At 49.8% G+C, this 24,548-nt stretch carries 17 protein-coding genes; 16 read left to right on the top strand and 1 reads right to left on the bottom strand.

Features of this window, described 5'->3' with window-relative positions:
* The first annotated feature begins 37 nt into the window (after positions 1–37).
* The 7 genes from spoIID (at position 38) to H581_RS32610 (ending at position 5,884) form a co-directional block, all read left to right on the top strand.
* Positions 38–1,255: a stage II sporulation protein D gene (spoIID, locus tag H581_RS32615; RefSeq protein ID WP_051250355.1), complete on the top strand. Its 1,218-nt coding sequence runs from the start codon at positions 38–40 to the stop codon at positions 1,253–1,255.
* 68 nt (positions 1,256–1,323) lie between these two features.
* A complete protein-coding gene (locus H581_RS0100390) occupies positions 1,324–2,067 on the top strand; it encodes a M23 family metallopeptidase (RefSeq protein WP_028608270.1) in 744 nt (247 codons plus the stop codon).
* Positions 2,068–2,239: 172 nt separating this feature from the next.
* A complete protein-coding gene (gene spoIIID / locus H581_RS0100385; protein ID WP_028608269.1) occupies positions 2,240–2,527 on the top strand; it encodes a sporulation transcriptional regulator SpoIIID in 288 nt (95 codons plus the stop codon).
* Between the two features lie 123 nt (positions 2,528–2,650).
* Complete coding sequence (mreB, locus tag H581_RS0100380) at positions 2,651–3,643, top strand: rod shape-determining protein MreB (protein ID WP_028608268.1); 993 nt, start codon at positions 2,651–2,653, stop codon at positions 3,641–3,643.
* Between the two features lie 171 nt (positions 3,644–3,814).
* A complete protein-coding gene (locus H581_RS0100375; protein WP_028608267.1) occupies positions 3,815–4,678 on the top strand; it encodes a flagellar hook-basal body protein in 864 nt (287 codons plus the stop codon).
* 32 nt (positions 4,679–4,710) lie between these two features.
* On the top strand, positions 4,711–5,553 hold the full coding sequence (locus H581_RS0100370) for a flagellar hook-basal body protein (RefSeq protein ID WP_028608266.1): 843 nt from the start codon (positions 4,711–4,713) through the stop codon (positions 5,551–5,553).
* A 16-nt stretch (positions 5,554–5,569) separates the two neighbouring features.
* Positions 5,570–5,884, top strand: coding sequence for a DNA-directed RNA polymerase subunit beta (locus H581_RS32610; protein WP_169507390.1), 315 nt, complete (start codon positions 5,570–5,572; stop codon positions 5,882–5,884).
* A gap of 161 nt (positions 5,885–6,045) precedes the next feature.
* On the opposite strand, the gene H581_RS32605 is transcribed toward H581_RS32610, so the two are convergent.
* Positions 6,046–8,253 (bottom strand): Ig-like domain-containing protein, encoded by a 2,208-nt coding sequence (locus H581_RS32605; RefSeq protein ID WP_036717251.1) that lies wholly within the window; start codon positions 8,251–8,253, stop codon positions 6,046–6,048.
* 246 nt (positions 8,254–8,499) lie between these two features.
* On the opposite strand from H581_RS32605, the gene H581_RS0100355 reads away from it, so the two are divergent.
* The 9 genes from H581_RS0100355 (at position 8,500) to H581_RS0100315 (ending at position 24,548) form a co-directional block, all read left to right on the top strand.
* Entirely contained in the window at positions 8,500–9,039 is a 540-nt protein-coding gene (locus tag H581_RS0100355; protein WP_028608265.1) for a CDP-alcohol phosphatidyltransferase family protein, read from the top strand.
* A 151-nt stretch (positions 9,040–9,190) separates the two neighbouring features.
* Entirely contained in the window at positions 9,191–9,628 is a 438-nt protein-coding gene (gene fabZ / locus H581_RS0100350; RefSeq protein WP_028608264.1) for a 3-hydroxyacyl-ACP dehydratase FabZ, read from the top strand.
* A 79-nt stretch (positions 9,629–9,707) separates the two neighbouring features.
* The gene (locus H581_RS0100345) at positions 9,708–11,432 is read left to right on the top strand and encodes a phospho-sugar mutase (protein WP_028608263.1); all 1,725 of its coding nucleotides are present in this window, start codon (positions 9,708–9,710) and stop codon (positions 11,430–11,432) included.
* A 38-nt stretch (positions 11,433–11,470) separates the two neighbouring features.
* Complete coding sequence (locus H581_RS0100340; protein ID WP_028608262.1) at positions 11,471–13,615, top strand: DUF5693 family protein; 2,145 nt, start codon at positions 11,471–11,473, stop codon at positions 13,613–13,615.
* Complete coding sequence (gene csaB / locus H581_RS0100335; protein WP_028608261.1) at positions 13,579–14,730, top strand: polysaccharide pyruvyl transferase CsaB; 1,152 nt, start codon at positions 13,579–13,581, stop codon at positions 14,728–14,730. Before H581_RS0100340 ends, csaB begins: the two co-directional genes overlap by 37 nt.
* A 58-nt stretch (positions 14,731–14,788) precedes the next feature.
* Positions 14,789–15,499 carry a WecB/TagA/CpsF family glycosyltransferase gene (locus H581_RS0100330; RefSeq protein ID WP_156889468.1) on the top strand — a complete coding sequence of 237 codons (711 nt, stop codon included), beginning with the start codon at positions 14,789–14,791 and terminating at the stop codon, positions 15,497–15,499.
* Positions 15,500–15,603: 104 nt separating this feature from the next.
* Positions 15,604–16,746, top strand: a complete 1,143-nt coding sequence (locus H581_RS0100325) for a glycosyltransferase family 4 protein (RefSeq protein ID WP_028608259.1) — start codon at positions 15,604–15,606, stop codon at positions 16,744–16,746.
* Positions 16,747–17,384: 638 nt separating this feature from the next.
* Entirely contained in the window at positions 17,385–21,494 is a 4,110-nt protein-coding gene (locus H581_RS0100320; protein ID WP_028608258.1) for an S-layer homology domain-containing protein, read from the top strand.
* A gap of 477 nt (positions 21,495–21,971) precedes the next feature.
* On the top strand, positions 21,972–24,548 hold the full coding sequence (locus H581_RS0100315; protein ID WP_084134396.1) for an S-layer homology domain-containing protein: 2,577 nt from the start codon (positions 21,972–21,974) through the stop codon (positions 24,546–24,548).

Raw genomic sequence — 24,548 nt, 5'->3', positions numbered from 1 at the left:
TCCGCTCTCTCTTAAGGCTAAGCTGGAAGGAGAATTCATGAGCCGGAAGATAGGGGATTTTTTATTATTATGGAAGACTGGACGATTGTGGACAAGCAGATGGCTGGCTTTATTCGCCATTGGAGCCATGCTGGGCGGAACCGTCATGTTACTCAGGCTATCCTTAAATAAGCTTCAATATGTGTCGGAGGCCAGGGCGATGGAACGTACAGACTTAGGAGAGAGGAAGAGCGCGCAGGTAACCATGAAAGAATCGGCGGCTGGCAGTACGCGGAAAGAAGTAGGACCGCGGCCATCCTCCAAAGCGAATGAGCAGGACAAAATCTCTAGGCGTGGCAGTATTGATGAAACAAAGCCGAAGGTGCCCCCGGATGCAGCCGATGCGTCGGATCGGCTTGAGGTTCGTGTCTATTTAACGAAAGATAAACGGATCGAGAGAGTCCCTCTCGAAACCTACGTCCGCGGCGTTATTGCCGCGGAGATGCCGATAGAATTCGAGCTGGAGGCGCTGAAGGCCCAGGCGATTGCCGCGCGTACTTATATCATCAGGCGCCTGCGGCAAGGAGCTGACGCCGGCATGCCGGTTGCGGGAGCGGATGTGACGGATACGATCGACCATCAGGTATATCTATCGAAGACTGCGCTCGCAGACAAGTGGCCGGAGGATGATCGGAAGAGCCATATGAGCAAGCTGGATGAGGCGGTCGCTCAGACGAAAGGGCGAATTATTACATACGAGGGCGAACCGATCGAAGCCGCATTTTTCTCAACCAGCAACGGGTATACGGAAAACTCGGAGGACTACTGGCAGCAGGAAATTCCTTATTTGCGGAGCGTGGCAAGCCCGTGGGATGTAGAATTATCGCCGAAGTACAAGGAAACGGTCAAGCTTTCGCTGAATGATTTTTACCGGAGGCTAGGGGTAAAGAAGAAAGGCGGCGCCAAGCCTTCGATTCGGATAACGGAGAAAACGGAGGGCGGACGCATCGCCGAAATGGTTATCGCCGGAACCGCCTTTACGGGCCGGGAGGCGAGAGAGAAGCTGGGGCTCGCATCCTCGCAGTTCACATGGAGCGTGAAAGGCGATTCTATTACCATTACGACCTACGGCTACGGGCATGGCGTCGGAATGAGCCAATGGGGAGCGAACGGAATGGCCCATGAAGGCAAGACGGCGGACGAGATTATCCGTTACTATTATACGGGCGCCAAGGTCGAACAAGCTTCGAAGATAGCAATCGCGTCAAACTCTTAAAAAATACGAATCACCTCACGTATAAACCTAGCAGATCTGGCAACAATGGCTAGTGAGGTGATATAAAAATGAATGATCAAAACCAAAACAAACCGAAGCAAAGACCAGAAGAAACTCCCAAAACTGTTCTGGGAGGAACGTCTGCCGCCAAATCTAGCAGTGGATGGAAGAGCCTGTTCGCAAAGCGATGGGTATCTCCAGCAATCTTCATGGCCGCGGCAGCAATTATCGTAACCTTAATGTGGATCTATCAGGGATCGTCGGATGACACAGCTCCCGTAACGGGAACTCCCGACACCACTGAAGTTGCACAAGGGGCGGAGAACGAGCCGAAAGGCCAGAATGAAGAAACAGATGTTGTGGTTGGCAACGAGAAGGCGGAATGGCCGGTGGCGAACTTTGAAGCGCTGCAGGTGGAGCGTCCGTACTTCGATGAGAATGCAAGCGCGGAGGAGCAGGAGGCGGCACTCGTTCAAGTCGGCAATACGATTTCACCCAATACGGGCATCGATATTGTAGCGCCGAACGGGGATACCTTTGATGTACTGGCTGCACTGTCCGGCAAGGTAACGCATGTATCGAAGCATGCGACTAACGGCAATGTCGTCGAGATTACGCATGAAGGCGGCTTGGTGACCGTGTACCAAAGCTTAGCCGAGGTTCAAGTGGCTGAAGGCGACGATGTGACGCAAGGCACGAAAATCGCGATTGCCGGACGGAACGATGTTGGCCGCGATCTGGGTATCCACCTGCATTATGAAACGATCAAGGATGGCAAGCCGGTTAATCCGAATTCGCTGATCGAGAACTAACATCGAGTAAAAAATAGGTCTTAAGATGTGCGGGCAGGGGTCAATCCCCTGCCTGTTTTACGTTTTTATGAAAAATTATTCACATTCGGGCTTGTCAAGCTTGGCCATAACGAATATATACCCACTCCACTCATATAATGTACCAAACTATCTCGAGTAGGGAGGCGGGAACGTGCACGATTACATCAAGGAGCGAACCATTAAAATAGGCCGCTGCATCGTTGAAACGAAGCACACGGTGCGAACGATCGCCAAAGAGTTCGGTGTATCCAAAAGTACGGTGCACAAGGACTTAACTGAGCGGCTTCCTGAAATAAACCCCGATCTGGCCGATCAGGTAAAGCACATTCTCGAGTACCACAAATCGATCAGACACTTGAGAGGAGGAGAAGCGACTAAGATTAAATACAAGAAAACAAGCTCAAAGAAGCGGGAAGTATTGGCTGCCGGCAAAGCGTGAAGTTTTTTCTCGAAATATAGAGGAATTTTGTCCTTTTTGGCGAATAATGTACGTTATCGGTTTCTGTGTCAAGGAGCCAATTGTACGTTATGTAAACATTATTCGTTGGGGGACTTAAGCCTTATGTTGAGCAAGGATATCGGGATTGATCTTGGAACAGCCAATGTATCCATTCATGTGAAGGGTAGAGGCGTAGTGCTTGATGAGCCTTCAGTCGTTGCGATTGAAAGCGATTCGAAGAAAGTGCTCGCCGTTGGCGAGGAAGCGCATCGAATGGTAGGCCGCACTCCCGGGAACATCGTGGCGATTCGCCCTTTGCGGGATGGCGTTATTGCGGACTTTGAAATTACGGAAATTATGCTTAAGGCGTTCATTGATCGAGTAGAAGGCCGAAAATGGTTTAGCCATCCCCGTATTCTGATATGCGCACCGGCGAATATCACCTCTGTGGAGCAGAAGGCGATCCGCGAAGCGGCGGAACGCAGCGGTGCGAAGGAAGTGTTCCTTGAAGAAGAACCGAAGGCTGCCGCGATTGGGGCTGGAATGGATATATTCCAGCCCAGCGGCAATATGGTCGTAGACATTGGCGGCGGTACGACGGATGTAGCCGTTCTTTCCATGGGCGACGTCGTTACCGCCTCTTCGATCAAAGTCGCGGGGGACAAGTTCGACGACGCGATAATGAAGTTTATTAAAAATAAGTACAAGCTGTTGATCGGCGAGAGAACAAGCGAGGATATTAAGATCAAGATCGGAACCGTCATCGACGGCGGAAGACAGGGAGAAATCGATATTCGCGGCCGGGACATGGTCTCGGGGCTTCCGCTAACCTATACGATTCGTTCGAACGAGGTTCGCGAGGCGCTGTGGGACCCGATCATGTCGATCGTATCCGCAGCCAAATCGGTGCTGGAACGCACACCGCCGGAGCTGTCGGCCGACATTATCGACCGCGGCGTTATTTTGACGGGCGGAGGCGCGCTGCTGGACGGCTTGGACGCGCTGCTGGCCGAGGAATTGAAGGTTCCGGTGCTGATTGCGGAAGATCCGATGCATTGCGTCGTCAAAGGGACGGGCATTTTGCTCGATAATTTGGATAAGCTCGGGAAAAAGTAAGAACGGCGGCGGCCGTGACTCATCATTTGCGCGGGTAGGGAGCCTTAGGGGGGCGAGCCGAGGCGTAATAAAAAGTCGCAGGCCGCGGGACAAGCTATTCAGGCAGCCTTGCTTTCAACCGATAATATATAGAGCGTCACTCGTTTGAAAGCAACTTAGGAGGTAACAGGAATGTTAAGAGGCTTGTACACGGCCGCATCGGGAATGATTTCCCAGCAGCGCAGACATGACACCGTAACGAATAATATTTCAAATATAAATACGCCCGGCTATAAACAGACGAACGCGGTGACGCGCTCATTCCCGGAGATGCTGCTGTCTTTGACAGGCGCGGGAACCGAGCATGCCGCGGTAATCGGAAAATTGACGAGCGGCGTGTTCGCGGAGGAAAGCTTGTCTATCCATTTACAGGGCGATTTGATGCAGACGAATAACGCTGCTGATTTCGCGCTAATATCGAACATTGATGTAGACGGACTGTTCTTTGACGAATCAGGCAAATACGTAAGCGAGGACGGAGAGGTAACTTTCCAGCCTCAGGCTTTCTTCACCCTGCAGGATCAGAATGGCGACGTCCGCTATACAAGAGGCGGGAAATTCTCTTTGACGGAGGACGGCTTCCTCATGTCAAGCGACGGCTCCAATGTGCTCGGAACGAATGGCGAGCCGATCCGGATGCCGGCTGGCATCGCCCTGGAGAGGCTTCAGCTTATGCCTGATCAGCGCTTCGTTGATGCGGGCGGCCGGGATATCGGGGTTCAGCTGCTCATCAGCAGAATCGGTAATCCGAATGAGCTTGTTCGGGAAGGGAACGGTAACTTCCGCTTTGTGAATGACGACGGGGAAGCGCAGGCCATTGCGCCCGGCGAGCGCGTGGAAGTGAGACAAGGCTATGTCGAGCGTTCGAACGTCGATGCCGCTCAAGCGGCCGTTGATTTAATGTCAGCGCTGCGCGCGTATGAAGCGAACCAGAAGGTGATCCAATTTTACGATCAAAGCTTGAATAAAGCCGTAAATGAAGTCGGACGCGTATAACGTCGGGATGAAGCAGAGGAGGTGCGCGAAGAATGAACAGCTCCATGATTAACGCAATGGTATCGATGAATGCTCTTCAATCGAAGCTTGATTTGCTGGCGGATAATATCGCGAATGTAAATACGGTCGGCTACAAGCGCAAGGAAGCGACCTTTGAGGATTTGCTCACGAATATAAACCGTCAGCCCGAAACCTTTAGCCAGCCGGGACGTCTGACGCCGATGGATTTCACCCAGGGCTGGGGCGCGAGGATGACGACGGTTCAGCCGAATTTATCGCAAGGACCGCTGCAAGGCACGGATAAGGATACGGATATTGCCATCGAGGGAAGCGCCATGTTCGAGGTTGTCGTAGACCCGGCCGGGAACCGCGGTTATACGCGCAACGGGGCGTTTCAGTTGACGGTAGGGCAAAACGGTGATACGATTTTGGCAACGGAAGACGGTTACCCGGTTGTTGCCCGCGTAAGAGATGCGGATACAGGCGAATGGGTTGAAGGGAATATCGTGGTGCCCCAGGGCTATGAGCTTCGCGTTAATCCGGACGGAACGGTGCTCGGCGTTTCATCCGAGCGGACGGTCGAGCTAGGCAGCATCAAGCTGCTGCAAGCATCGCGGCCTGCAGCCTTAACGGCTGTTTCGGATAATTTGTTTATTGTAGCGAAGGGGATAAACGTAGGGGATGTCGTTCAGGAGATCGTTCCGGATTCGGATAATCTCATTTCGCTGCGCCAGGGCTACTTGGAGCAATCGAATGTTATGCTGACGGACGAGATGACCGAGCTTATTAATGTGCAGCGCGCCTATCAATTGGCAGCAAGAGCGCTATCGTCAAGCGATACGATGATGCAACTGGCTAACGGCTTGCGCGCATAAGAATAGGATGATGTTGATGAGTATGGCCGATGAAATCGACCGCCCAGCCGGCGGAATCGGTAGTCAAGCTGAAAAGAGCGGTACCGTGAGGCCGAAGAAACGCGCCGGACGCGCGAAAGCCGAAGGAAGCTCGGATAAGAAGCAACGGCCCAAAGGGCTAAAGGTGCTGCTGTGGATCATGCGCAAAAGCATCGTGCCGCTCATAATGCTAATTATGCTTATTGCCGGATTGTATATTGGTTACGTGGTGGTAGGGAACGGTCCGGAATCGGATGTGTTCAGCTGGTCCACTTGGAAGCATCTTTATGATTTGGTTTTTGCGGAATCTTAGAATGCGTCAGTGACGACAAAAATGGGATGTCCTGCAGGCAGTGCAACTGCCTGTCGGGCATTCCTTTTTTTTCGTTTTGATGAGTAGACGCCAAAGCAAATCCCCCTCCTTACGATTTAGGAGGGGGATGCCGAACTAAATATCAACGTCTGTGGTATGGATTATTTTACGGTCACCCGAATGGTGACGCTCTTGCCGTTGTAGACTGCTTTGACTGAGGCAGTTCCTTTGCCAACGGCAGTTATTTTGCCGTTCACCACGGTGGCCACGCTCGCTTTGGAGGTTGTCCACGCTGCCTCGCCCGTTACGTCGGCCGGACTGACCGTTGTAAAGTTGGCTTGCAGCTTTGCGGTATAAGTCGCGCCCGGGGCAAGCTGTACCGATTTGCTGGAAAGCGTCAGCGATTTCAGCTTCGGCGTCACGACGATCGGGATGATAACTGTCTTGCCTTGATACGAGCCAGCGATTTTGGTTGTGCCTACGGCAAGCGCCTTAACCGATGAGCTGCGTACAGTCGCGATATTCGTATTGCCGGATTCCCAGTTCATCTTGGTGTTTAGGGAAACCTTCTTGCCGCTTTTGTAGTACCCGGTGATTTTGACGGATTTGCTCTTGCCGGGAGTAAGCTCGACCGCTTGCGGCTCGACCTCGAGCTTAACGATTTCTTCTTCGATCTTCACTTTTACGGAAACGGTTTTAGTCAGATAAGTAGCGGTGAGCGTAACGCTGGATGCTTCAATTCCTTTGAACGAATCTGCTTTCAACACAATATTGTCGGAGGTGCTCTTCCAGGTCACCCGGTCCGAAACATTCTCTTCTTCCCCGTCTTCGTTAATAACGGTTACGGCTGGGTAAGCCGTTTCTTTACCCAAGACAACGCTAAGTTCCTGTACATCCGTTATAAGCTTTAACGGTTTTGTGTGTACGGTAAGCGTAATTTCCGCCTCAATGCCCTGCACAGCCGCAGTCAGAATGGACTCGCCGATTGCATGAGCCGTCCACTTGCCATCCTTGACGTCGGCGATCTTCTCGTCCTCCGATGTCCAGGCGACGAGCTTGGTTACATCAAATTCCGTTCCGTCAAAAGCGGTTGCGGTTACTTTCGGCAGGTCGCCGCTAATGCCGGCAAAGCCGTCAATCGTATCGGTTTCAACCGAAAGCTCGCTGACGCTTGGGTATACGGTGATATCAATGCTGCGGCTTACGCCTTTGTAGCTTGCGGTAATTTTTGTCGTGCCGACCGCTCTGGGCTTCACTACGCCTTTGTCGACGGTAGCGACTACCACATTAGAGGATGTCCACGTTGCTGTATCCGTGATAGGCTCTACTTCATTAGAGTTGGTTAACACTTCCGCCTTTATAAGAAGTGCGTCATCCTGAAGAAGTAAATGGTATTCCTTCTCGGGCGAAAGCCTGATCGATTGATAAGCGGTGCGTACCACGACATCGATAGAGGCGGATACGCCAAGCAAGGAGACCGTTAACGTTGTTTTGCCAGCGCCTACCGCCGTAACGATGCCTTTATCGACGGTGACAACCTTCTCATTGCCGCTAACCCACTTGGCTGTATTCGCGACTTGAATCGTTTCGCCCGTCTTCGAAATGACGGAAGCGGTCAATGTCTTGTCATCATAGCCAAGATCCAATTCCAGCAGCTTGCCAGCTAAACCGGAATCAATCGCAATCGATTTATAAGGTGACGTTACCTTCAACTGAATGGAGTCGGACTTGCCTTTCAGTTTGGCTGTTATTGTTGCGGTACCCGTTCCGACGAGCGTAACGGTGCCTTCGCCCACCGTTGCGACAGACGAATTGGATGTCGACCATACGGCATCGGTCGTAACGCCCTTTGATAGGTCTGCTTTGGTACCATCGAGCTGCAGCGTCAAGGATTGTCCGAGCTCGACATCGATGCTGGTTGGTGCCATAGCGTTGTTCTGCATTAATGTAACGCTATCATACACATAATCAGACGATGCCTTAATAGTGGCGGTAAAGCCTTTGTAAGTGGCGCTGATTGTCGCAGTGCCCTTGCCGACGCCGGTCAGGACGCCTTTGTCTACCTTTACATATGAGGTATTGGAGGATTTCCATACGGCTTCCGTGGATACATCCTTCTGCTGGGACGAACCGGAAACGTTCGCAAGAACGGAGATGTTCACCTTGTCGTCTTCTACGAACATTTTAAGCGATGAGGTGCTGTTATTGTAATCCGACAAGTCGTAATCGAATTCAATGCCAGTAACGGTTTCTTCGGCTGCGTATGCCATACCTGCCATCGACGAGAAGACGATCGCGACTACAAGAAAGGCTGCCGTCCATTTGTTGGTTCTGCGCAGCAAATCGTTGGAGCAAAAACGTAAGTTCACTACATCCTATCCTTTCAGCTGTAAAATGAAGAATCTTCTAATTATTAACGGAATTTGGATGCCGAAAATGAAGAGCCGAGGGATAATTTGCAAGTCGCTTTTATGTAAAGAGCAATCAGAGCATGCACAGGGGAAAGGGCGCTCTTACTGAATAAGGGAGGGACAGTTTTATTTTTAGGGGCGGTAGTTGTATAATAGTTGGGAACCATCGTGGTCAGACGGTAACAGGTAGAGGAGTGTGAGTGTTTGAATCTGCCGAATTTCTTAACATCATTGCGTTTCGTGTTAATTCCCGTATACATATTCGTTTTCATGAATGGACATATGATCCCCGCTTTTCTCATCATGGTCGCCGCGGGCGTAACCGATGTGCTGGACGGTTATATTGCGCGCAGAAGCGGCCAGGTTACGGCTGTCGGCATGATGCTCGATCCGCTTGCCGACAAGCTGATGATGATTACGGTAATCGTATCGCTGCTCGTGTCGGGCCATATTTCCTGGGCGGCCGCCGCAGCGATGTTTTTGCGCGACCTCGGGATGATCGCGGGAAGCTTTTATTACCATTTTCGCGGAAAGAAGACGGTGCCTTCCAATTGGGCGGGGAAGCTGACAACGGTGCTGCTGTATTCGGCGATTATGCTGATTTTCTTCGAGACGCCGTATGCGCATTCGTATCTGTGGCTGGTTATCGGATTTTCGTTCGTTACTTCTATTATGTACATAGTTATGTTCAAAGCGATTAATAAGACAATAACGGAAACGCCTGCGCCTCCGGGACATCATTAAGAACAAAGAGGCTTGACGAAAGGACACTTCGGGTCCAGGCCGCCAAGCCCCTTATCTTAACCTTCATGCACTGCAGTACCATGAAGGATATATATAGTTTCGTACAAAAAAGCTTTTTTTATACCATTACGATTTCGAAAGGAGCTTTTTCATGCTCGATATCAATCAAATTCAGGAAATCATTCCGCATCGTCCGCCGTTTCTGCTCATAGACCGCATTTTGGAGGCGGAGCCGGGCGTACGCGCAGTGGGCCTCAAAAACGTAACGATGAACGAACCTTTTTTTACAGGCCATTTTCCCGGATATCCGGTGATGCCCGGCGTGCTGATCGTAGAAGCGCTCGCGCAGGTCGGCTCGGTGGCCATGCTTATGGTCGAAGCGAACCGCGGCAAGCTCGGTTTCTTCGCGGGCATTGACGGTTTCCGTTTCCGCGGTCAAGTGAAGCCCGGCGATACATTGACGCTTGAGGTGCAAATCACGAGGCTGAAAGGGCCGGTTGGAAAAGGACAAGCTGTCGCGAAGGTTGGCGATCAAATCGTCGCCGAAGGCGAGCTTATGTTTGCTTTGTCTGATCCCAAGAATGGATAAACTCGCTGCTTATTTGGGCTTGGGATCCGCCGCGAATCCTTTTTTGCATATTAAATGATAAGAAAAGAGGCTGGTAATGATGACGAATTCTGCAAATGCTGCCATTGATGCTAAATATGAAGCTTGGTTGAATGATCCGCTTATCGATGCCGGCACCAAAGAAGAGCTGCGTGCAATAGCCGGCCAGGAGAAAGAAATTACGGATCGTTTCTATCGCGATCTCGAATTCGGGACAGGCGGTCTGCGCGGCGTGATGGGCGCAGGAACAAACCGGTTGAACGCCTACACGGTAGGCAAAGCGACGCAAGGCCTCGCTAACTGGCTGTTAGCCAATGCTGCTGCAGACGCGAAGCCGTCAGTCGTAATTGCCCACGATTCACGCAACAATTCTCCCGAGTTCGCGCTTGACGCTGCTCTGGTTCTGGCAGGCAACGGCATTACGACCTATTTATTCGAATCGCTGCGTCCGACGCCGCAGCTATCGTACGCGGTTCGCGAGCTTAAAGCTTCCAGCGGCATTGTCATCACGGCAAGCCATAATCCGCCGGAATATAATGGTTACAAAGCCTATGGCGCCGACGGCTGTCAGTTGATTCCCGAGGAAGCCGAGCAGGTCATCGCGGCCATCGGCCTCATTTCGGGCTTCGATGAAGTGAAACGGATCGGCCGCGAGGCGGCGGAAGCGCAGGGGCTTCTGCGCTGGTTGGGCGAAGAAGCCGACCGTCAGTTTATTGATACGATCGTGGCGCAAAGCTTAAACGCCGATCTGCTGAAGAACGGGCTTGGCGATAAATTCAGCGTAGTCTTTACGCCGCTGCACGGTACCGGCAATATGCCGGTTCGCGAGGTTCTGAAGAAAGCGGGCTTCAGCAAGGTGCATATCGTACCGGAGCAGGAGCAGCCTGACGGCTATTTCAGCACGGTGAAGTCGCCGAATCCGGAGGAGCGCGAAGCGTTCACGCTGGCGATTAAGCTGGCGCAGCAGGTAGGCGCCGACATTATTGTCGGAACGGACCCCGATGCTGACCGGATGGGCGCCGTCGTGAAAAACAATGAAGGGGAATACGTTGTGCTGTCCGGCAACCAGTCCGGCGCGCTAATGGTTCATTACGTGCTCAGCCAGTTGAAGGAGCGCGGAAGCCTGCCGGATAACGGCGTTGTTGTCAAAACGATTGTTACAAGCGAGCTCGGTGCCGAAATCGCCCGTTCCTACGGAGTTTCCGTGGAGGATACGCTGACGGGCTTCAAGTACATCGGAGAGAAAATGACACAGTACGAGCAATCGGGAGAGCGCTCTTTCCTATTCGGATATGAGGAAAGCTACGGCTATTTGACCGGCACCTATGCGCGCGATAAAGACGCCGTTGTCGCATCGTTATTGATTTGCGAAGCTGCGGCATACTACAGCAACCAGGGCAAAACCCTTTATGACGTATTGCTGGAGCTCTATGCGAAGTTCGGTTTCTACTTGGAGGCGTTGGAATCGCGTACGTTAAAAGGGCTCGACGGCGTCCAAAAGATCGCGGCGATCATGGAAGATTGGCGCCGGAATCCGCCAGTGGAAGTCGGCGGCATTAGCGTAACGGACGTACTGGATTACGCCAGCGGCCTGGACGGGCTGCGCCCGGAGAACGTGCTGAAATTCACGTTAGCCGACGGATCGTGGTTCTGTCTTCGCCCATCCGGCACCGAGCCGAAGATCAAGGTCTATTTTGCGGTCAAGGGCGACTCGCAGGATGCTTCAGCCTCGGCGCTGCACTCGTTAAAGACAGCCGTTATGGAACGGGTAGACCGTAGCGAGTAACCAAACGATAACTAACCGCTTTAGAACGGAGGAATTTCGTGTTTTTACGATGGCAGCAATGGAATCGGCGGGCAAAAACGGCATTATGGATCATTGCCTTGCTGGGCGTCGCGGCGGCACTCCCGCTAGGCGCTGTACGGATGGAGATGGAGAGAGGCTCGAAGCAAGTCGAGTATGTGTTCGACTACCGCGATATCATCGAAATTTCCGAGCTTCAAGCGAGTCCGCAGGAGTTTGTGACCGAGCATTTGGAGCTGCTTAAGAAATCCGGCGTTACAACGATGGCGGTATACGAGAGCTCATTGAAGGAGCTGTTGCAATCGGGCAGGCTGACCTATTACAACTCGCGGGATGCGGCGCTGCTTCAGGGCAAGTTTGAACCGGTGAGACAAAATTTCACTTATATCTTATTTAATGGACCGGAAGAAGAAGAAAAGGTCGGACCGATTGTCCGCGAGGCCTTCGATCATATCGATGCGGCCTACACGAGCTGGACGTTTGACGGACGGAACGGCATCGTCGTGGAACTGCCGGTAGCGGAATCGCTTATGAAAACGATGACGTTCGATCCGATGTCGCTTGAAGCGATTCAAAATGCAGGCTTGCGTATTTTGCCGAGATTTTCGGATCGGATGCGGCCGTATGACCAAGATGAGATGGACATGCTTCTGGGAAGCTTGAGCGAGCTTGGGGTAAACCGCGTATTATTCGACGGCGATACGGTGAAGGGCGCATCCGATCAGGCCGAGCTGAAGAGCTTGGATGGCTTCGCAGAGCTGTTGAATAAATACAATATCGGCATCGCAACGATCGAAAATTTGAAAAAACCTCAAAAGGGCATAAATAAATTAGCATATCTTACAAATTATAATGTAGTAAGACTGTATTCCTTGTCCGAGAAGGATGGACTCGAAATGTCTCCCGGCGCGATTACGGACCGCTTCCTGCTGGCGGCGAAGGACCGGAATATTCGCATGTTCTTCCTGAACGGGACGATTCAAAGCAATACGGAAAAAGCCAAATACGTTCATTCCGTGGACAAGCTCAGCGAAACGATGAAAGGCGAGAACGGCGTTGCGGCTACGCTTGCGGAAGCCGGCTTCGAGCCAGGCACGCCGCAGCCGTTTGAATTCGATCAGCCTTCCTGGTCCAAGCCTCTGCGAGGCATTGTCGCTATAGGCGCGGTTGCGTTGATTGCTTTATTGGCAGGCGCATTTGTTCCGGGCGTGTATATTCCCGTGTTTCTGCTTGGCATCGCCGGCAGCGCAGGCTTATATGTGATGAACAGCTCCATCATGGAGCAGGCGCTTGCGCTCGGGGCAGCCATTAGCGCACCGACGCTCGGACTCGTATGGGTCATGAACCGGATTTATTCGCGAACGATCGGCGAGAGACGGATGATCGGCGGAACCGATTGGTCGGTTGGCCGCAGTCAGTCCTCGAAGGCGCTTCACCAGCCGGGTGCGGTATACGACAACGGCGGGCGCATGAGCTGGGTGTTCCCGGCCTTGACGACCGGGCGCCGCTTCGGCATTGCGATAAATTGGTTTGTCGTTGCTACGTTAATTTCTTTAATGGCTGTGCCGATGGTGTTCGGGCTGTTGAATAACATTACGTACAGCCTGGTACTGGAGCAATTCCGTGGCGTAAGTCTGCTGCATCTTGCTCCGATCGCGCTTGTCGCGGTGTATGTCTTCCTTTATAACGGACAACTATCGATCGGCAAGCTGCGCGACATTTTATCAAAGCCGATTACGTTGACCTGGATATTGCTGGCGGCCGTTATCGGCGCCATCGGTTATTACTATCTGTCGCGTACGGGCAATGCCGGACAGGTATCGTCCATCGAGCTCTTAATCCGCGGTTGGCTGGAGTCTACCTTCGGCGTCCGTCCGCGCTTCAAGGAGTTTTTGCTGGCGCATCCGCTGCTGCTTCTGGGCTTATTCCTGTCCCTTCGTTACCGCGCGGCATGGTTGCTGGTCATTATCGGTTCGATCGGCCAACTGTCGATGGTGGATACGTTCGCGCATATCCATACGCCGCTCTATATTTCGATTATTCGCGTGCTGCTCGGACTTGGTGCAGGCATCGTGATCGGCTGCATTCTGATTCTGGCATGGCAGTTAGTGGAAGGAGCTTTACGCAAATGGGCACCGGCCATCATTCGCAAGTTCGCCGAATAGTCATCTCCGGTTATTACGGCTTTCACAATAGCGGCGACGAAGCGGTGCTTAGATCGATCCTTCTTGCATTGGAAGAGCAGGGCCATGCGCAGGACGTGCAGGTGCAGCCCGTCGTGTTGTCGGCTGATCCGGCATGGACGAGCCGGATGTACGGCGTGGAGGCGGTGCGCCGCATGCACCCCGGCGATTTGTGGAAGGCGCTGCGGGGCAGCGACGGACTGATCAGCGGCGGAGGCAGCCTGCTGCAGGACGCGACGAGCGCGAAGACGATCCCGTATTATACGGGCGTCATGAAGCTCGCCCAGCTGCTCGGCAAGCCGACGTTCGCTTATTCGCAGGGCATCGGCCCCGTAAACCGCCGCTGGATGGATCCGCTCATTCGCGGCGTCATGAAGCGCAGCGCGTATGTTTCGGTGCGGGACGCCGAATCCGCCGCTTTGCTCGGGCGGATCGGCGTGCCTGTGGACCGGATCGAGGTAGTACCCGATCCGGTCATGGGGCTGCCGCTGCCGGCCGGCGCCGCGTCAGCGGGCCCGGCCGCGCTTCGCGCGGGAGAGCCGCCGGTGGTCGGCGTCTCCCTGCGCCGCTGGCGCAGCGACGGCGCCGACCTTGTCCGCGCCGCGGATGCGCTGGCCGCGCTGTCGAAGCGCATGCCCGTGCGGCTGCGCTTCCTGCCGTTCCACACCCCCTCCGACGCGCAAACGTCGGAGCTGGTGATGGAACGGCTTGGCGGCCGGCTCGGCGAGGGTTCCTCCGCCGAGCTGGCCGCCGCCGGCGACGACCCGCAGCAGATGCTGCTTGAGGTCAGCCGGTGCGACGCTTTGTTCGGCATGCGCCTCCATGCGCTCATTTACGCCGCCAACCAAATGGTGCCGATGCTTGGCTTGTCTTACGACCCGAAGATCGATCAATTTTTGCATCGATTAGGAATAGAAGCGATCGGCACGACTGAGCGGCTCGATGCCGAAGCTTTCGCAAGCGCGGCTTGTTCGCTGCTTGAACGCAAAGCCGACTGGCGGGCGGCGCACAAGCCGGCGATCGACCTGCTGAAGCGGCAATCGCAGAAACCGGCGCAACAAATCGTTCAATTGCTTCGTCATACCATATTGAGGTGATTTCCTCTTGTCTAGAACTATACCGACCGTGCCGATCTACGGCATACCGTTTTCCAAAATGAACATGGAGGAGACGGTTGATTATCTAACGAAAGCTATAGAAGAAAGACGGCCGACGCATATTATAACGGCCAATCCGATCATGGTGATGGCCGCCGTGGAAGATCCGAAGTACGGCGCGATGATGAGACGCGCGGATCTGATCGTGCCGGACGGCGCAGGCGTCGTCTGGGCGGCGAATTACGTCGGACATCCGGTGGCGGAGCGCGTAACGGGCTTTGAACTGCTGCACCGGCTGTTCGAGCGAGGCGAGTCGCGCAGGTGGAAGGCGTATTTGCTGGGCACGTCGCAGGAGATTATTGAAGCGGCGGCGGAGAAGCTGCAGCTGCAATATCCGCAGGTCCGGATCGTCGGCGTACGCAACGGATTTTTTGGACCGGAACAGGATGAGGAAGTCGTAGAGGCAATCCGCCAGGCTGCTCCCGACCTGTTGTTTGTCGCACGCGGGGCTGAAACGCAAGAACCGTGGATTGCCAAGTATAAGCAGCGGCTTGGTGTGCCTCTCATTATGGGAGTCGGCGGCACCTTCGACATCGTTTCAGGTAAATTGAAACGGGCACCGGTTATTTTCCAGAAGCTTCGGCTTGAATGGTTTTACCGCCTGCTGCAAGAGCCGAAACGGTACAAAAGGATGCTTGTTTTACCGAAATTCGTCGTGAAAGTGCTTCGCGACAAAGAAAACGTAACAAAACCTCGGGTTACACCGTAATAATCCCGAAAAATCGGTGAAAATCGGTTGAAAACGGGATTGGAGTTTCTTTTTCAATCGGAGTATAATTCACTTCGGTAGAAGGAAAAGGGGAGTTGCACACCATGCCAGTCGGCTTGCTGTATACTATTGGATTTATTCTTGCTCTCGTATTAGCTCTTGCAATGACGCCTTTAGTGAAGAAATTCGCTTTTAAAATCGGCGCAATAGACAAACCCAACCACCGCAAGGTACATACGCGCATTATGCCGCGTCTTGGCGGTCTCGCTATTTATATTGCATTCGTAGGAGCATTCTTCCTGGTGTCGCCGTTCATTCCGGAAGGCTTGCTCCGCGCGCAGGATTTGAACATGATTCATGCGCTGCTTGTCGGCGGTACGATCATTATCATTCTTGGCGCGTTCGACGACCGGTTCGAGCTGTCGGCCAAAGTGAAGCTGCTCGGCCAGATCGCGGCGGCATGCGTCGTCGTGTTCGGCTTCGGCGTGAAGATCGACCTGGTGAACATTCCGTTCGGCGAATCGATGCAGCCGATTGAAGGCTGGATCAGCATACCGCTGACGATTCTATGGATCGTCGGCGTGACGAACGCCATTAATTTGATCGACGGTCTGGACGGTCTCGCCGCTGGCGTGTCCGGCATCGCGATCGCAACGATCGTGGTCATGGCCTCCTTGATGGGCTTTCAGCCGGTCATCCTGCTCAGCACGCTGCTGCTCGGCGGAATCGTCGGATTTCTCGTATTCAACTTTCACCCGGCCAAAATTTTCATGGGCGATTCGGGCTCGCTGTTTCTCGGCTTCAGTCTGGCGACGCTGTCCATGCTTGGGTTCAAGCAGGTAACGATCGTTTCGTTCGTAACGCCGCTGCTTATTATCGGAGTGCCGCTGTCGGATACGTTCTTCGCTATCGTTCGCCGCTGGGTGAACAAGAAGCCGATCTTTGCGCCGGACAAAGGCCATTTGCACCACCGTCTGCGCGATCTTGGCTTCAGCCACCGCCGAACCGTTCTCATCATCTGGGGCGTTGCGGCCGTATTCGGCGCACTGGCCATCGTTCAATCCGCAGTCGTCCAGTCCAGCGCAGCCAACTGGATCACCTTCGCCGTCATTTGCATGCTGATGTTCTTCCTGCAGATCGGCGCAGAGGTCATCGGCATCGTAGACAAAACGCGCAAGCCGCTTATCAATTTCTTAAACCGCATGCGGCTTCGGTTCAAAGTGACTTCGGAATCGCGTTCGAAATAAGCAAGAGCTCTGAGTTCCATTAGGAACTTGGAGCTTTTTTTATGCGCATGAGTATCAAGTGACATGACGCTGAAGTTAGTGTCAAAATCTGAAATTAAAATCGATGACAATCGATTTCGCAGCCGCTTAGTTTCGAGGATTGAAACTATACCGCTCAATCCGTAATGAGTACCTTCGACAATCGTTGTTTAGGTTCAAAGTGTGAAAATAAATCCCTCATTCAGGGGAAATACAATTATTTAGTCTCAAAATTTCAAATAAAGCTGGCTTTCGCTCCCCTTATCCCAACAATCCAGGGGCTGCCGAAAGGCGGCTTTATTCGATTCTAAGCAATTATAAGTTTCGATCATATATGTAAGCTTAAATTTCTCCGCGAAATAATTGCTTCCTTGAGAAGGACGCCAATAGGTGTTTCTTCTAGTGGCAAATTATTAAACGAATACCTAAAAAAATGGGAACTCGGAACCGATAACAACTATACAGGACTTTTCTGCGGTCAGCGCGTCTAACTGCAAGGAATGAAGGCTGACTTAAGAGGAAAGGGGAGAAGCGGTTATAAAGATTACGCTGAATATCCGCAGGTTCGATCATTACTCTAATACCCATGTAAGTTATATACATAAAGGAGGAACACAGTTTTGAAAAGAGTACTTTCATTCATTCTTGCACTGGCGCTGTTCATCACGCTGGTACCGCCGTTCGGAAGCCCGCAGGAGGCTTCGGCCGCAGGGTCTTATTTTCTATTTCCAAATGAGCAGGACAGACCCGGCAACGCGAGGATCGTATCCAGCCAAAGCGTTACGCTTGAAGGAACGATTAATGGCGTAGTCGGTAACTCAATCAGCTACAATGTAAAACAAATTACTTGGGATGGAACAAAAGAAACAGAAGTGAATACAACCCAAGAAATTACAACAGGTATTTCTACGACATCAGGCGATAATAGTCTTAAAATTTCTAACCTGACGTTGTTTCCCGGATTAAACAAAATTACGCTCAAAGGGATCGCGGGCACATCAACCGTCAGCGAATCCATTTACATTGAGTATCGCAACAGCCCTATGCTATATGATCTGAAGGTTACGTTCGAAAATAAAGATTTCACAATGCCTGAAGAAGAGCCGACGATGCTGTATTCTACAGCCCCTGTTATCAAACAAACAGGCGAAATCGTTATTTCCGGTAAAGCGCCGAACGCTCAGAAGGTTACCGTCGTTATCAATGAAAGGAGCTACGAATTTAACGTCTCCACGTCATCGGGCGATAGCCGTTTCAGTACATCCTTGCTAAGTATTCAGAAAGGGATCAATAAAGTTGTTCTAAAGGTCCATAATAATGGCCAAATTATTGAAACAACACGTGAAATCGCATTTTATAATGGAGAAGTTACCTTCTATGATTTAAAAATGAAAGACTCCACACCAACTTTGGTAAACTACGAACAAAACTTAAATTTTTCTACAACAAGTACTGACCTTAGTAATGTGAAATTAGTCGGCAAAGTTATTCTGCCGCTTCCATTAAAGGATTTAAACGGTACCCCAGCGAACACATTAGATCCTACAGCAGCAAATCTTCAGTACATGTTAAAGCGGGAACATAAGAAGGCTAACGAAACGGTTACGGATTCAACTTATCCGGATGCTGGTTCAATTACAATTTCGCCTACCGTTATTGACAGTACCACCAAGTTCATTACGGTAAGTTATACTTTTAGTATGCCAGCCCTTACGTTTGATGTGGATAATCAATTCCGGTTGATTGCGCCGAATGGCCCTGCATACCAAGCGTCCGAATGGAATAAGTACGTCCTGCGCGATAAAAATAAAGCTTATATTTACGATATCAATTATTTGTCCGGTTACGATCCAACAATGACTTCGCCTTCGATTAATACGGGACGTCTTCAAGGGCTTCAAGGGACGGATATCCCAAGTGACGGGGTTAATGTTTATGCCATGCCAATGGGAGTAGAGGTGTTGGTCGGCAACTATTCGAGTCTTAATGGGGCGTATACCAATTTATTGTCAATTAACCAGGGAAGTACGCAAACCGTATTTAAACAAATCGATCATACCGAAATTGTTTATCGTACGGTAAATAATCAATCCGTTCCGTTTTTACGCTTGTTTGTTGAAATCAGCAAACTTCCGACTTTCGGTACGAATTCAATTACCTTCAAACTTAATAACGCTTCTGGTTCATCTGAAGTGAAGACGATTATAGCGAAACTGTTATATGGACCATATGTAAAATTCAATACATTGGTTGAAGGTATGAAGGTTGAGTATGATTCGGTAAGAGACACGGATCCGTTGATTTTGTTAAACAAGCTAGGATTATTTAATGGACAGCTATTTAATATTGCCAATGAATCGGAAGTGTTATATGTCGATTCGGGGACAAATAAGCAGTCTGTATTTCTTTACATTAATAATGTTGAGATTCCGTTAGTTGCAAATGGTTCCGCGACTTCCTTTAAGCCTAGCGGAACTGCTGAATCGATTTTCAATATACTTAACAAAGCCGGAGAGAACACGGTTAAATTCGTATTCCGCACAGCGAAGAACAATTATGAGAATACATTAAAATTCAACATTGTTCCTACGAATCTGCCTGTCATCCCGGCACCAAATACGGATGGGGTTTACCCTTACAGCGCTAATCTATCGCAGCCATTGCCAAATGACGCGAGCTTTCCAAAGCAGGGCAGCATTTATACGACGAAAGAAGCGCGCTTGAATGTTTACGGAACGTTTGATTTCGTGGACTTGGGCGGCGAGACCGCTTTTGCGAACGGGCATTTCAATTTGGCGACTAAAAACCAATACATTGTTCATATTTCGTCCCCGAATTGGAGTACAGAAGTAAAGTGGGATTTAACCAAAGAGTTCACACCAACGCGGAATGGCGTACCGTTAGCTCCATATGCTGCGGTTCCGTTCAACTCCGGCCCTGATAAGAATGCTTCTACACCGGATGCGAAGATTGATTTCTTCTATGATGTGGATAATCAGTACTTCTATTTCAAAATCCTTAACCAGCAAATGCCGGAGGATGGCAGCACACAGGTATATGTAATTACCGTATTTAACAGCGGTGAAGCCGGACCAAGAGCTACCTACCGGATGGAAATAGACGCTACATCAATTCCATACACGGTTCTTGCTCCTTTGGTTGAGAAACGCACGACGAATCAAAATTTTGTTGAAGTTGTCATTGCTTCTCCAGGAGCCGAGACGCTAATGATTGGTAAGGAAATGGCTAAGAAAGTGAAATTCATTGACTACAGCCAAAGCACGCCGCAATATATCGATGCCTTCAGCTTAACCGTTAAGGGTTTGAAAGCAAATAAGTCGAATGAAATCGAATTTACGATTACCCGCGGCCAGGATAAAATTAAAGACTCCTTTGAAGTGGAATATCAACCGGCAGTTATTCCTGGAGCGCAATATTTGGAGGAAATGAAAAAAACGCATAAAGCGTTTGACGGGAAACTTGTTCTCGCATTTGAAAGCAATACGAAGCTGGTTCGGCCTTCATACAATTCGTCCTCCAGTCATGCAGGACAAGTATACAGCGGCAATGATATTTTGTTCGCCATTGCCAGTCCGAATGATGGTATTGTCGACCGTCACGAGTTCGAAAGCCAGCCGGCGAATTATTCTGCGAACAGCACGGCTGAAGGCAATCTGCATATCGGCTATCGCTTCCAGGATCAAGCGAGACAATATATCAAGGCAAGTCCGTTGTTCTGGATTGATGGCGGACTAGCTGACAATCCGGATGCGTCATCGCCTGCATTTGATCCTGTGACAACGGGAACTGATCCATTCCCGTTCCCGAATATTGTTGGGAAAACAACAGATAGTTTTGCGAAGAGATGGAATCAATTCGGACGCGAATTAGTGCCGACTGAACCAGGCGAGCTTACACTTTCGTATGATTCAAGCGTGGCACAAACCGCTGGAACAACGATTACGGTATTCCGATTCGATCCTTATAACAGCACATGGGAAAACATCGGCGGCGTCGTAGATGAGAAAAAACGTACCATTACGGTTCCGTTTACGAAATTTGGCTACTATGTTGCTGCCAAGCTGACACGAGGATATAACGACATTAACGACCACCCTTATGCTCGTGAGGCAATGGAAGCGATCTATGCGAAAGGTGTAATGAATGCTATCGATCCGATTGGCATATTCGGCGCAGACCGTTATGTTACACGCGGCGAGTTCACTCGCATGATTATACGTGCGCTTGATATTCCATTAAATTATGGCGGAGATATGCATTTTACGTATTACCCTGAGACGATTACGAATGCGAATAATGCAAGCTCCATTTATGACTACCGTTATATCGAAACCGCTGCACGCTCAGGTTTCGTGCGCGGGACAAGACCAGGCTTCTTCGATGAGGATGTTGAATTGTCTCGTCAGGATGCATCGGTTATATTGGCCAGAGCATTAAATTTAAAGCTGGAGACGGATGCGAAGAAAGCGAAGACGGGTCTGGATAAAGCTTTCAAGGATTCTGGAAGCTTCGACTACTATTCGATCCCTTCCGTTATCGCCATACAGAAGAAGGGCTTTATCCAAGGATCTCTGATCGATCCGAGTAATCCGAAGAACGGATCCGTCTTCGAACCAAAGGCCAAGCTGCTGCGCAGCGACGCTGCAATTATCATGGCGAGAGTCATGGCGGACCTGAAGAAGCTGCCTAAGATTTACGGACAGAAATAAACATTAGAAAAACCGGCTAACCGCGCCGGTTTTTCTTTATTTCGGTACGAATCTGAAACATTATCCATGGAAAAGTTTTCGCATATACTTTGTCTATGAAAACAAGCTATACTAACAAAGTGGCATACGAACGACGCCGGATACATAAGGAGTGAGGAAAGTCGGGCAATAAAAAAACTTTTTAAAATCATCGCAACTTTTTGAACTGGGATGCGTTTAATTACATGACGTTGTCAAAAACGAATGAAATGCTTCGCGAGTCCTACATAACTCGATGGAAATTGGAATGAATTCTCAACTTCCTCTTTACGATGAGGGTAGCCCATTGTATAATGTTATAGTGGTCAAGCGACTCTAGCATTTTTCACACAAATTTTACAAGTTTCTACAACATGATTTTACAAAAGGGTTTATCATGATTGTAGACATCATTTATATCAATTCCATGCTCAACTCTGGAAAGGGGGTGAATCGGCTATGAGGGAAACGAGCAATTCATTAGTTTCTAAAGAAAACTCTCAACAACCGAAGCAATTTAGAGGAGGAACAACAAAGGTTATGAAGAAAAAATTAGCAGCATTCGTATTGGCAACAGCGCTTGTGCTTCCTACAGCGGTGCCAGCATTCGCAGCAACACCTTCTGACGCAGTAGGTGTTAAAGAACAAAGCGCTATCGAGGAGCTAGTAGCTCTTGGCGTTATCCAAGGTTATGCAGATGGTACTTTCAAACCTAACAACAACATCACTCGTGCAGAATTGGCGAAAATCGTTGTTGAAGCAACTGGCGGTAAAAACGCTGCAGCTTTGATGCAAAACGTTAAGTCTACGTTTAAAGACGTTAAAACTAACGTTTGGTACACTGGTTACATCAACGTAGCAGCAACAAAAGGCTTCATTCAAGGTTACAACGGCAACTTCCGTCCAAGCGACAACGTCAAGTTTGAAGAAGTAGTTGCAATCATCACTCGCGCTGTTGGTTTCCAAGACAAAAACCTGATGGGCGCTTGGCCGTACAACGTACTGGTTAAAGCAGAAGATATCGGTTTGTTCGCGAAAGTTACAATCGAGCCAGGTACTCTTGCAAGCCGCGGCGTTGTAGCTCAAATCGTTAACAACGGTCTGAACGAGCAGCTTGTTGAATGGGATGCTGACTCCGAGCGTTTCGTTGGTCAATACGATAAGGATGGAAACGCGGTTATTCTGATTTCCAAACTTGGAACATCGACTACTGAAGTCGTTAAAGGAATCTCTATTTCCAACAACAAAATTACATTCGCATCTGGCCAAAAAACGCTTGCTTCTAACTACATTATCACTGGTGGTAAGAAACTCGGCGATCTTCTTGGTCACAGTGTATCTGTTCTTTATAACAACGATGATCCTAAGAAAGTTTTGGCAATCACTGATTCCCAAAGCGAAGATAGCGCTCAAACAGGTACATTGAACGCTGAGCTCACACAAGCTAGTACTCGCGTAACAGTAAAACAAGGTTCTACAGTACTGGAGAGCGTATATATCGAACCAACTGCTTTTGTCGCACTAAACGGTGACGTTATTACTACTGCTAGCTACACAATTGCTAGTGGTTCCGACGTAACGGTTTACTTGAACAAAGCTGGTAACGCTCGTGCGATCGTAGCTTCCAAGTACGATGTTAAAGATTCCTTGTTCGATTCCATCGTTGCTGCTAACGCAACTGCTAAACAACGTGTAATCACGAACCAAGGTGCAGTAGATGTTGATGCAAGCACTGTAGTAACGATCAATGGCGAAGCTAAAGCTTTGACTGATCTTGCTAAAGACGACGTTCTGAACATTGTTCATAACTCTGCTAAACTTGCTTCGAAAATCGTTGCAACTCGTGAGGTAGTAACTGGTAAAATTGAAGCTAAGAAACCACAATTTGACGGTTCCGTAGCGTACACTGTTGCTGGTATTGATTACAAAGCACTTAGCAACTCTTTGGATCTTACTAAAGACGCTGAGTACAAATTGATCCTGAACGGCGACAAGAAAATTGTTAAAGCTGAACTGCTTGTTCCTGGCGCAGCTGATAACAAAAACGCTGTTATCCTTGAACTGAAAAACGATGTTGTAGTTATCGAAAATGGTATCTATGACCCAACAAATGCAAAAGACCAAATCAAGTACTACTCGATCAAAGAAGACAAAACTATCACTGTAAATGTTGATAAAGCGGTATTCGCTGATCAAGCTGCAGCTGATATGTTTGTTGGTAAATTTGTTGAGTGGGAATTTAACACTAACGGTACTATCAAGCAAGTTAAAGCTGGTACTGATGTAGCATTGGTTGGTAAAGCAATTACAGAAAAAACAGACACAACATTGAAAGTAGATACTGATGGTACTTACAATGTTAATGCTAACACTGTAGTATTCGATGCTACTAAAGCTAGTGTAGCTACTGCTTCCGATCGTAAAGTAACTAAAGTTGATTATGCATCGCTTGCAAAAGGTTACAAAGTACACGTAATTGGTGACGGTACATTCGCTAAGTATGTATTGATCACTGATAAAGCTGCTGCTGATAAAGCTGCAACTAAATACGGTATCTTCACAGGTGCTTACAAAGTTGAGACTACTGCAGGTACTTCTTATGCGGTAACTCTGGACATCAATGGTAAGTCTGAGACAGTATCTGTAACAGAAGCTGTTTACACTGCAGCTAATGCAGGTGCTGCTACAACTTACAAACCAGCTAACAAGCCATTTGTAAAACTGTCTGACACAGTTGCAGCTAATATCGGTACGATCAACACTATTGCTCTTGTTGGTTACGCTGATGTAGTTGGAGCAGTTGATGTTGCTTCTAACAAACTGACTGTTAGCGGCGTTGAATATGTAATCAACAGTGACACTGTTGTCTACGTAATTGACAAAGATAACAACGTAACAATTGGTGGTCTGTATGACCTCACATCCGCATACTACAATGCTGCTGCTTCTTATGATGTAGCTGTAGGCGCCGATGCTGATAACAAAGTTGCAGGTCTTGCTGTAGCTAAAGCAGTATCCATCAAAAAATTCAACTAA

The organism is Paenibacillus harenae DSM 16969 (assembly GCF_000422465.1).
Lineage (GTDB): Bacteria > Bacillota > Bacilli > Paenibacillales > Paenibacillaceae > Pristimantibacillus > Pristimantibacillus harenae.
The sequence above is the reverse complement of the archived record's forward strand: the minus strand, read 5'-3'. Positions and strand labels throughout refer to the sequence as shown.

Coding starts and splice junctions, on each gene's coding strand:
- mreB (WP_028608268.1), top strand. CDS start 2,651: ATGTTGAGCAAGGATATCGGGATTGATCTTGGAACAGCCAATGTATCC.
- fabZ (WP_028608264.1), top strand. CDS start 9,191: ATGCTCGATATCAATCAAATTCAGGAAATCATTCCGCATCGTCCGCCG.
- H581_RS0100325 (WP_028608259.1), top strand. CDS start 15,604: ATGCCAGTCGGCTTGCTGTATACTATTGGATTTATTCTTGCTCTCGTA.
- H581_RS0100345 (WP_028608263.1), top strand. CDS start 9,708: ATGACGAATTCTGCAAATGCTGCCATTGATGCTAAATATGAAGCTTGG.
- H581_RS0100375 (WP_028608267.1), top strand. CDS start 3,815: ATGTTAAGAGGCTTGTACACGGCCGCATCGGGAATGATTTCCCAGCAG.
- H581_RS32610 (WP_169507390.1), top strand. CDS start 5,570: ATGAGTATGGCCGATGAAATCGACCGCCCAGCCGGCGGAATCGGTAGT.
- spoIID (WP_051250355.1), top strand. CDS start 38: ATGAGCCGGAAGATAGGGGATTTTTTATTATTATGGAAGACTGGACGA.
- H581_RS0100370 (WP_028608266.1), top strand. CDS start 4,711: ATGAACAGCTCCATGATTAACGCAATGGTATCGATGAATGCTCTTCAA.
- H581_RS0100315 (WP_084134396.1), top strand. CDS start 21,972: ATGAGGGAAACGAGCAATTCATTAGTTTCTAAAGAAAACTCTCAACAA.
- H581_RS0100390 (WP_028608270.1), top strand. CDS start 1,324: ATGAATGATCAAAACCAAAACAAACCGAAGCAAAGACCAGAAGAAACT.
- csaB (WP_028608261.1), top strand. CDS start 13,579: ATGGGCACCGGCCATCATTCGCAAGTTCGCCGAATAGTCATCTCCGGT.
- H581_RS0100330 (WP_156889468.1), top strand. CDS start 14,789: ATGAACATGGAGGAGACGGTTGATTATCTAACGAAAGCTATAGAAGAA.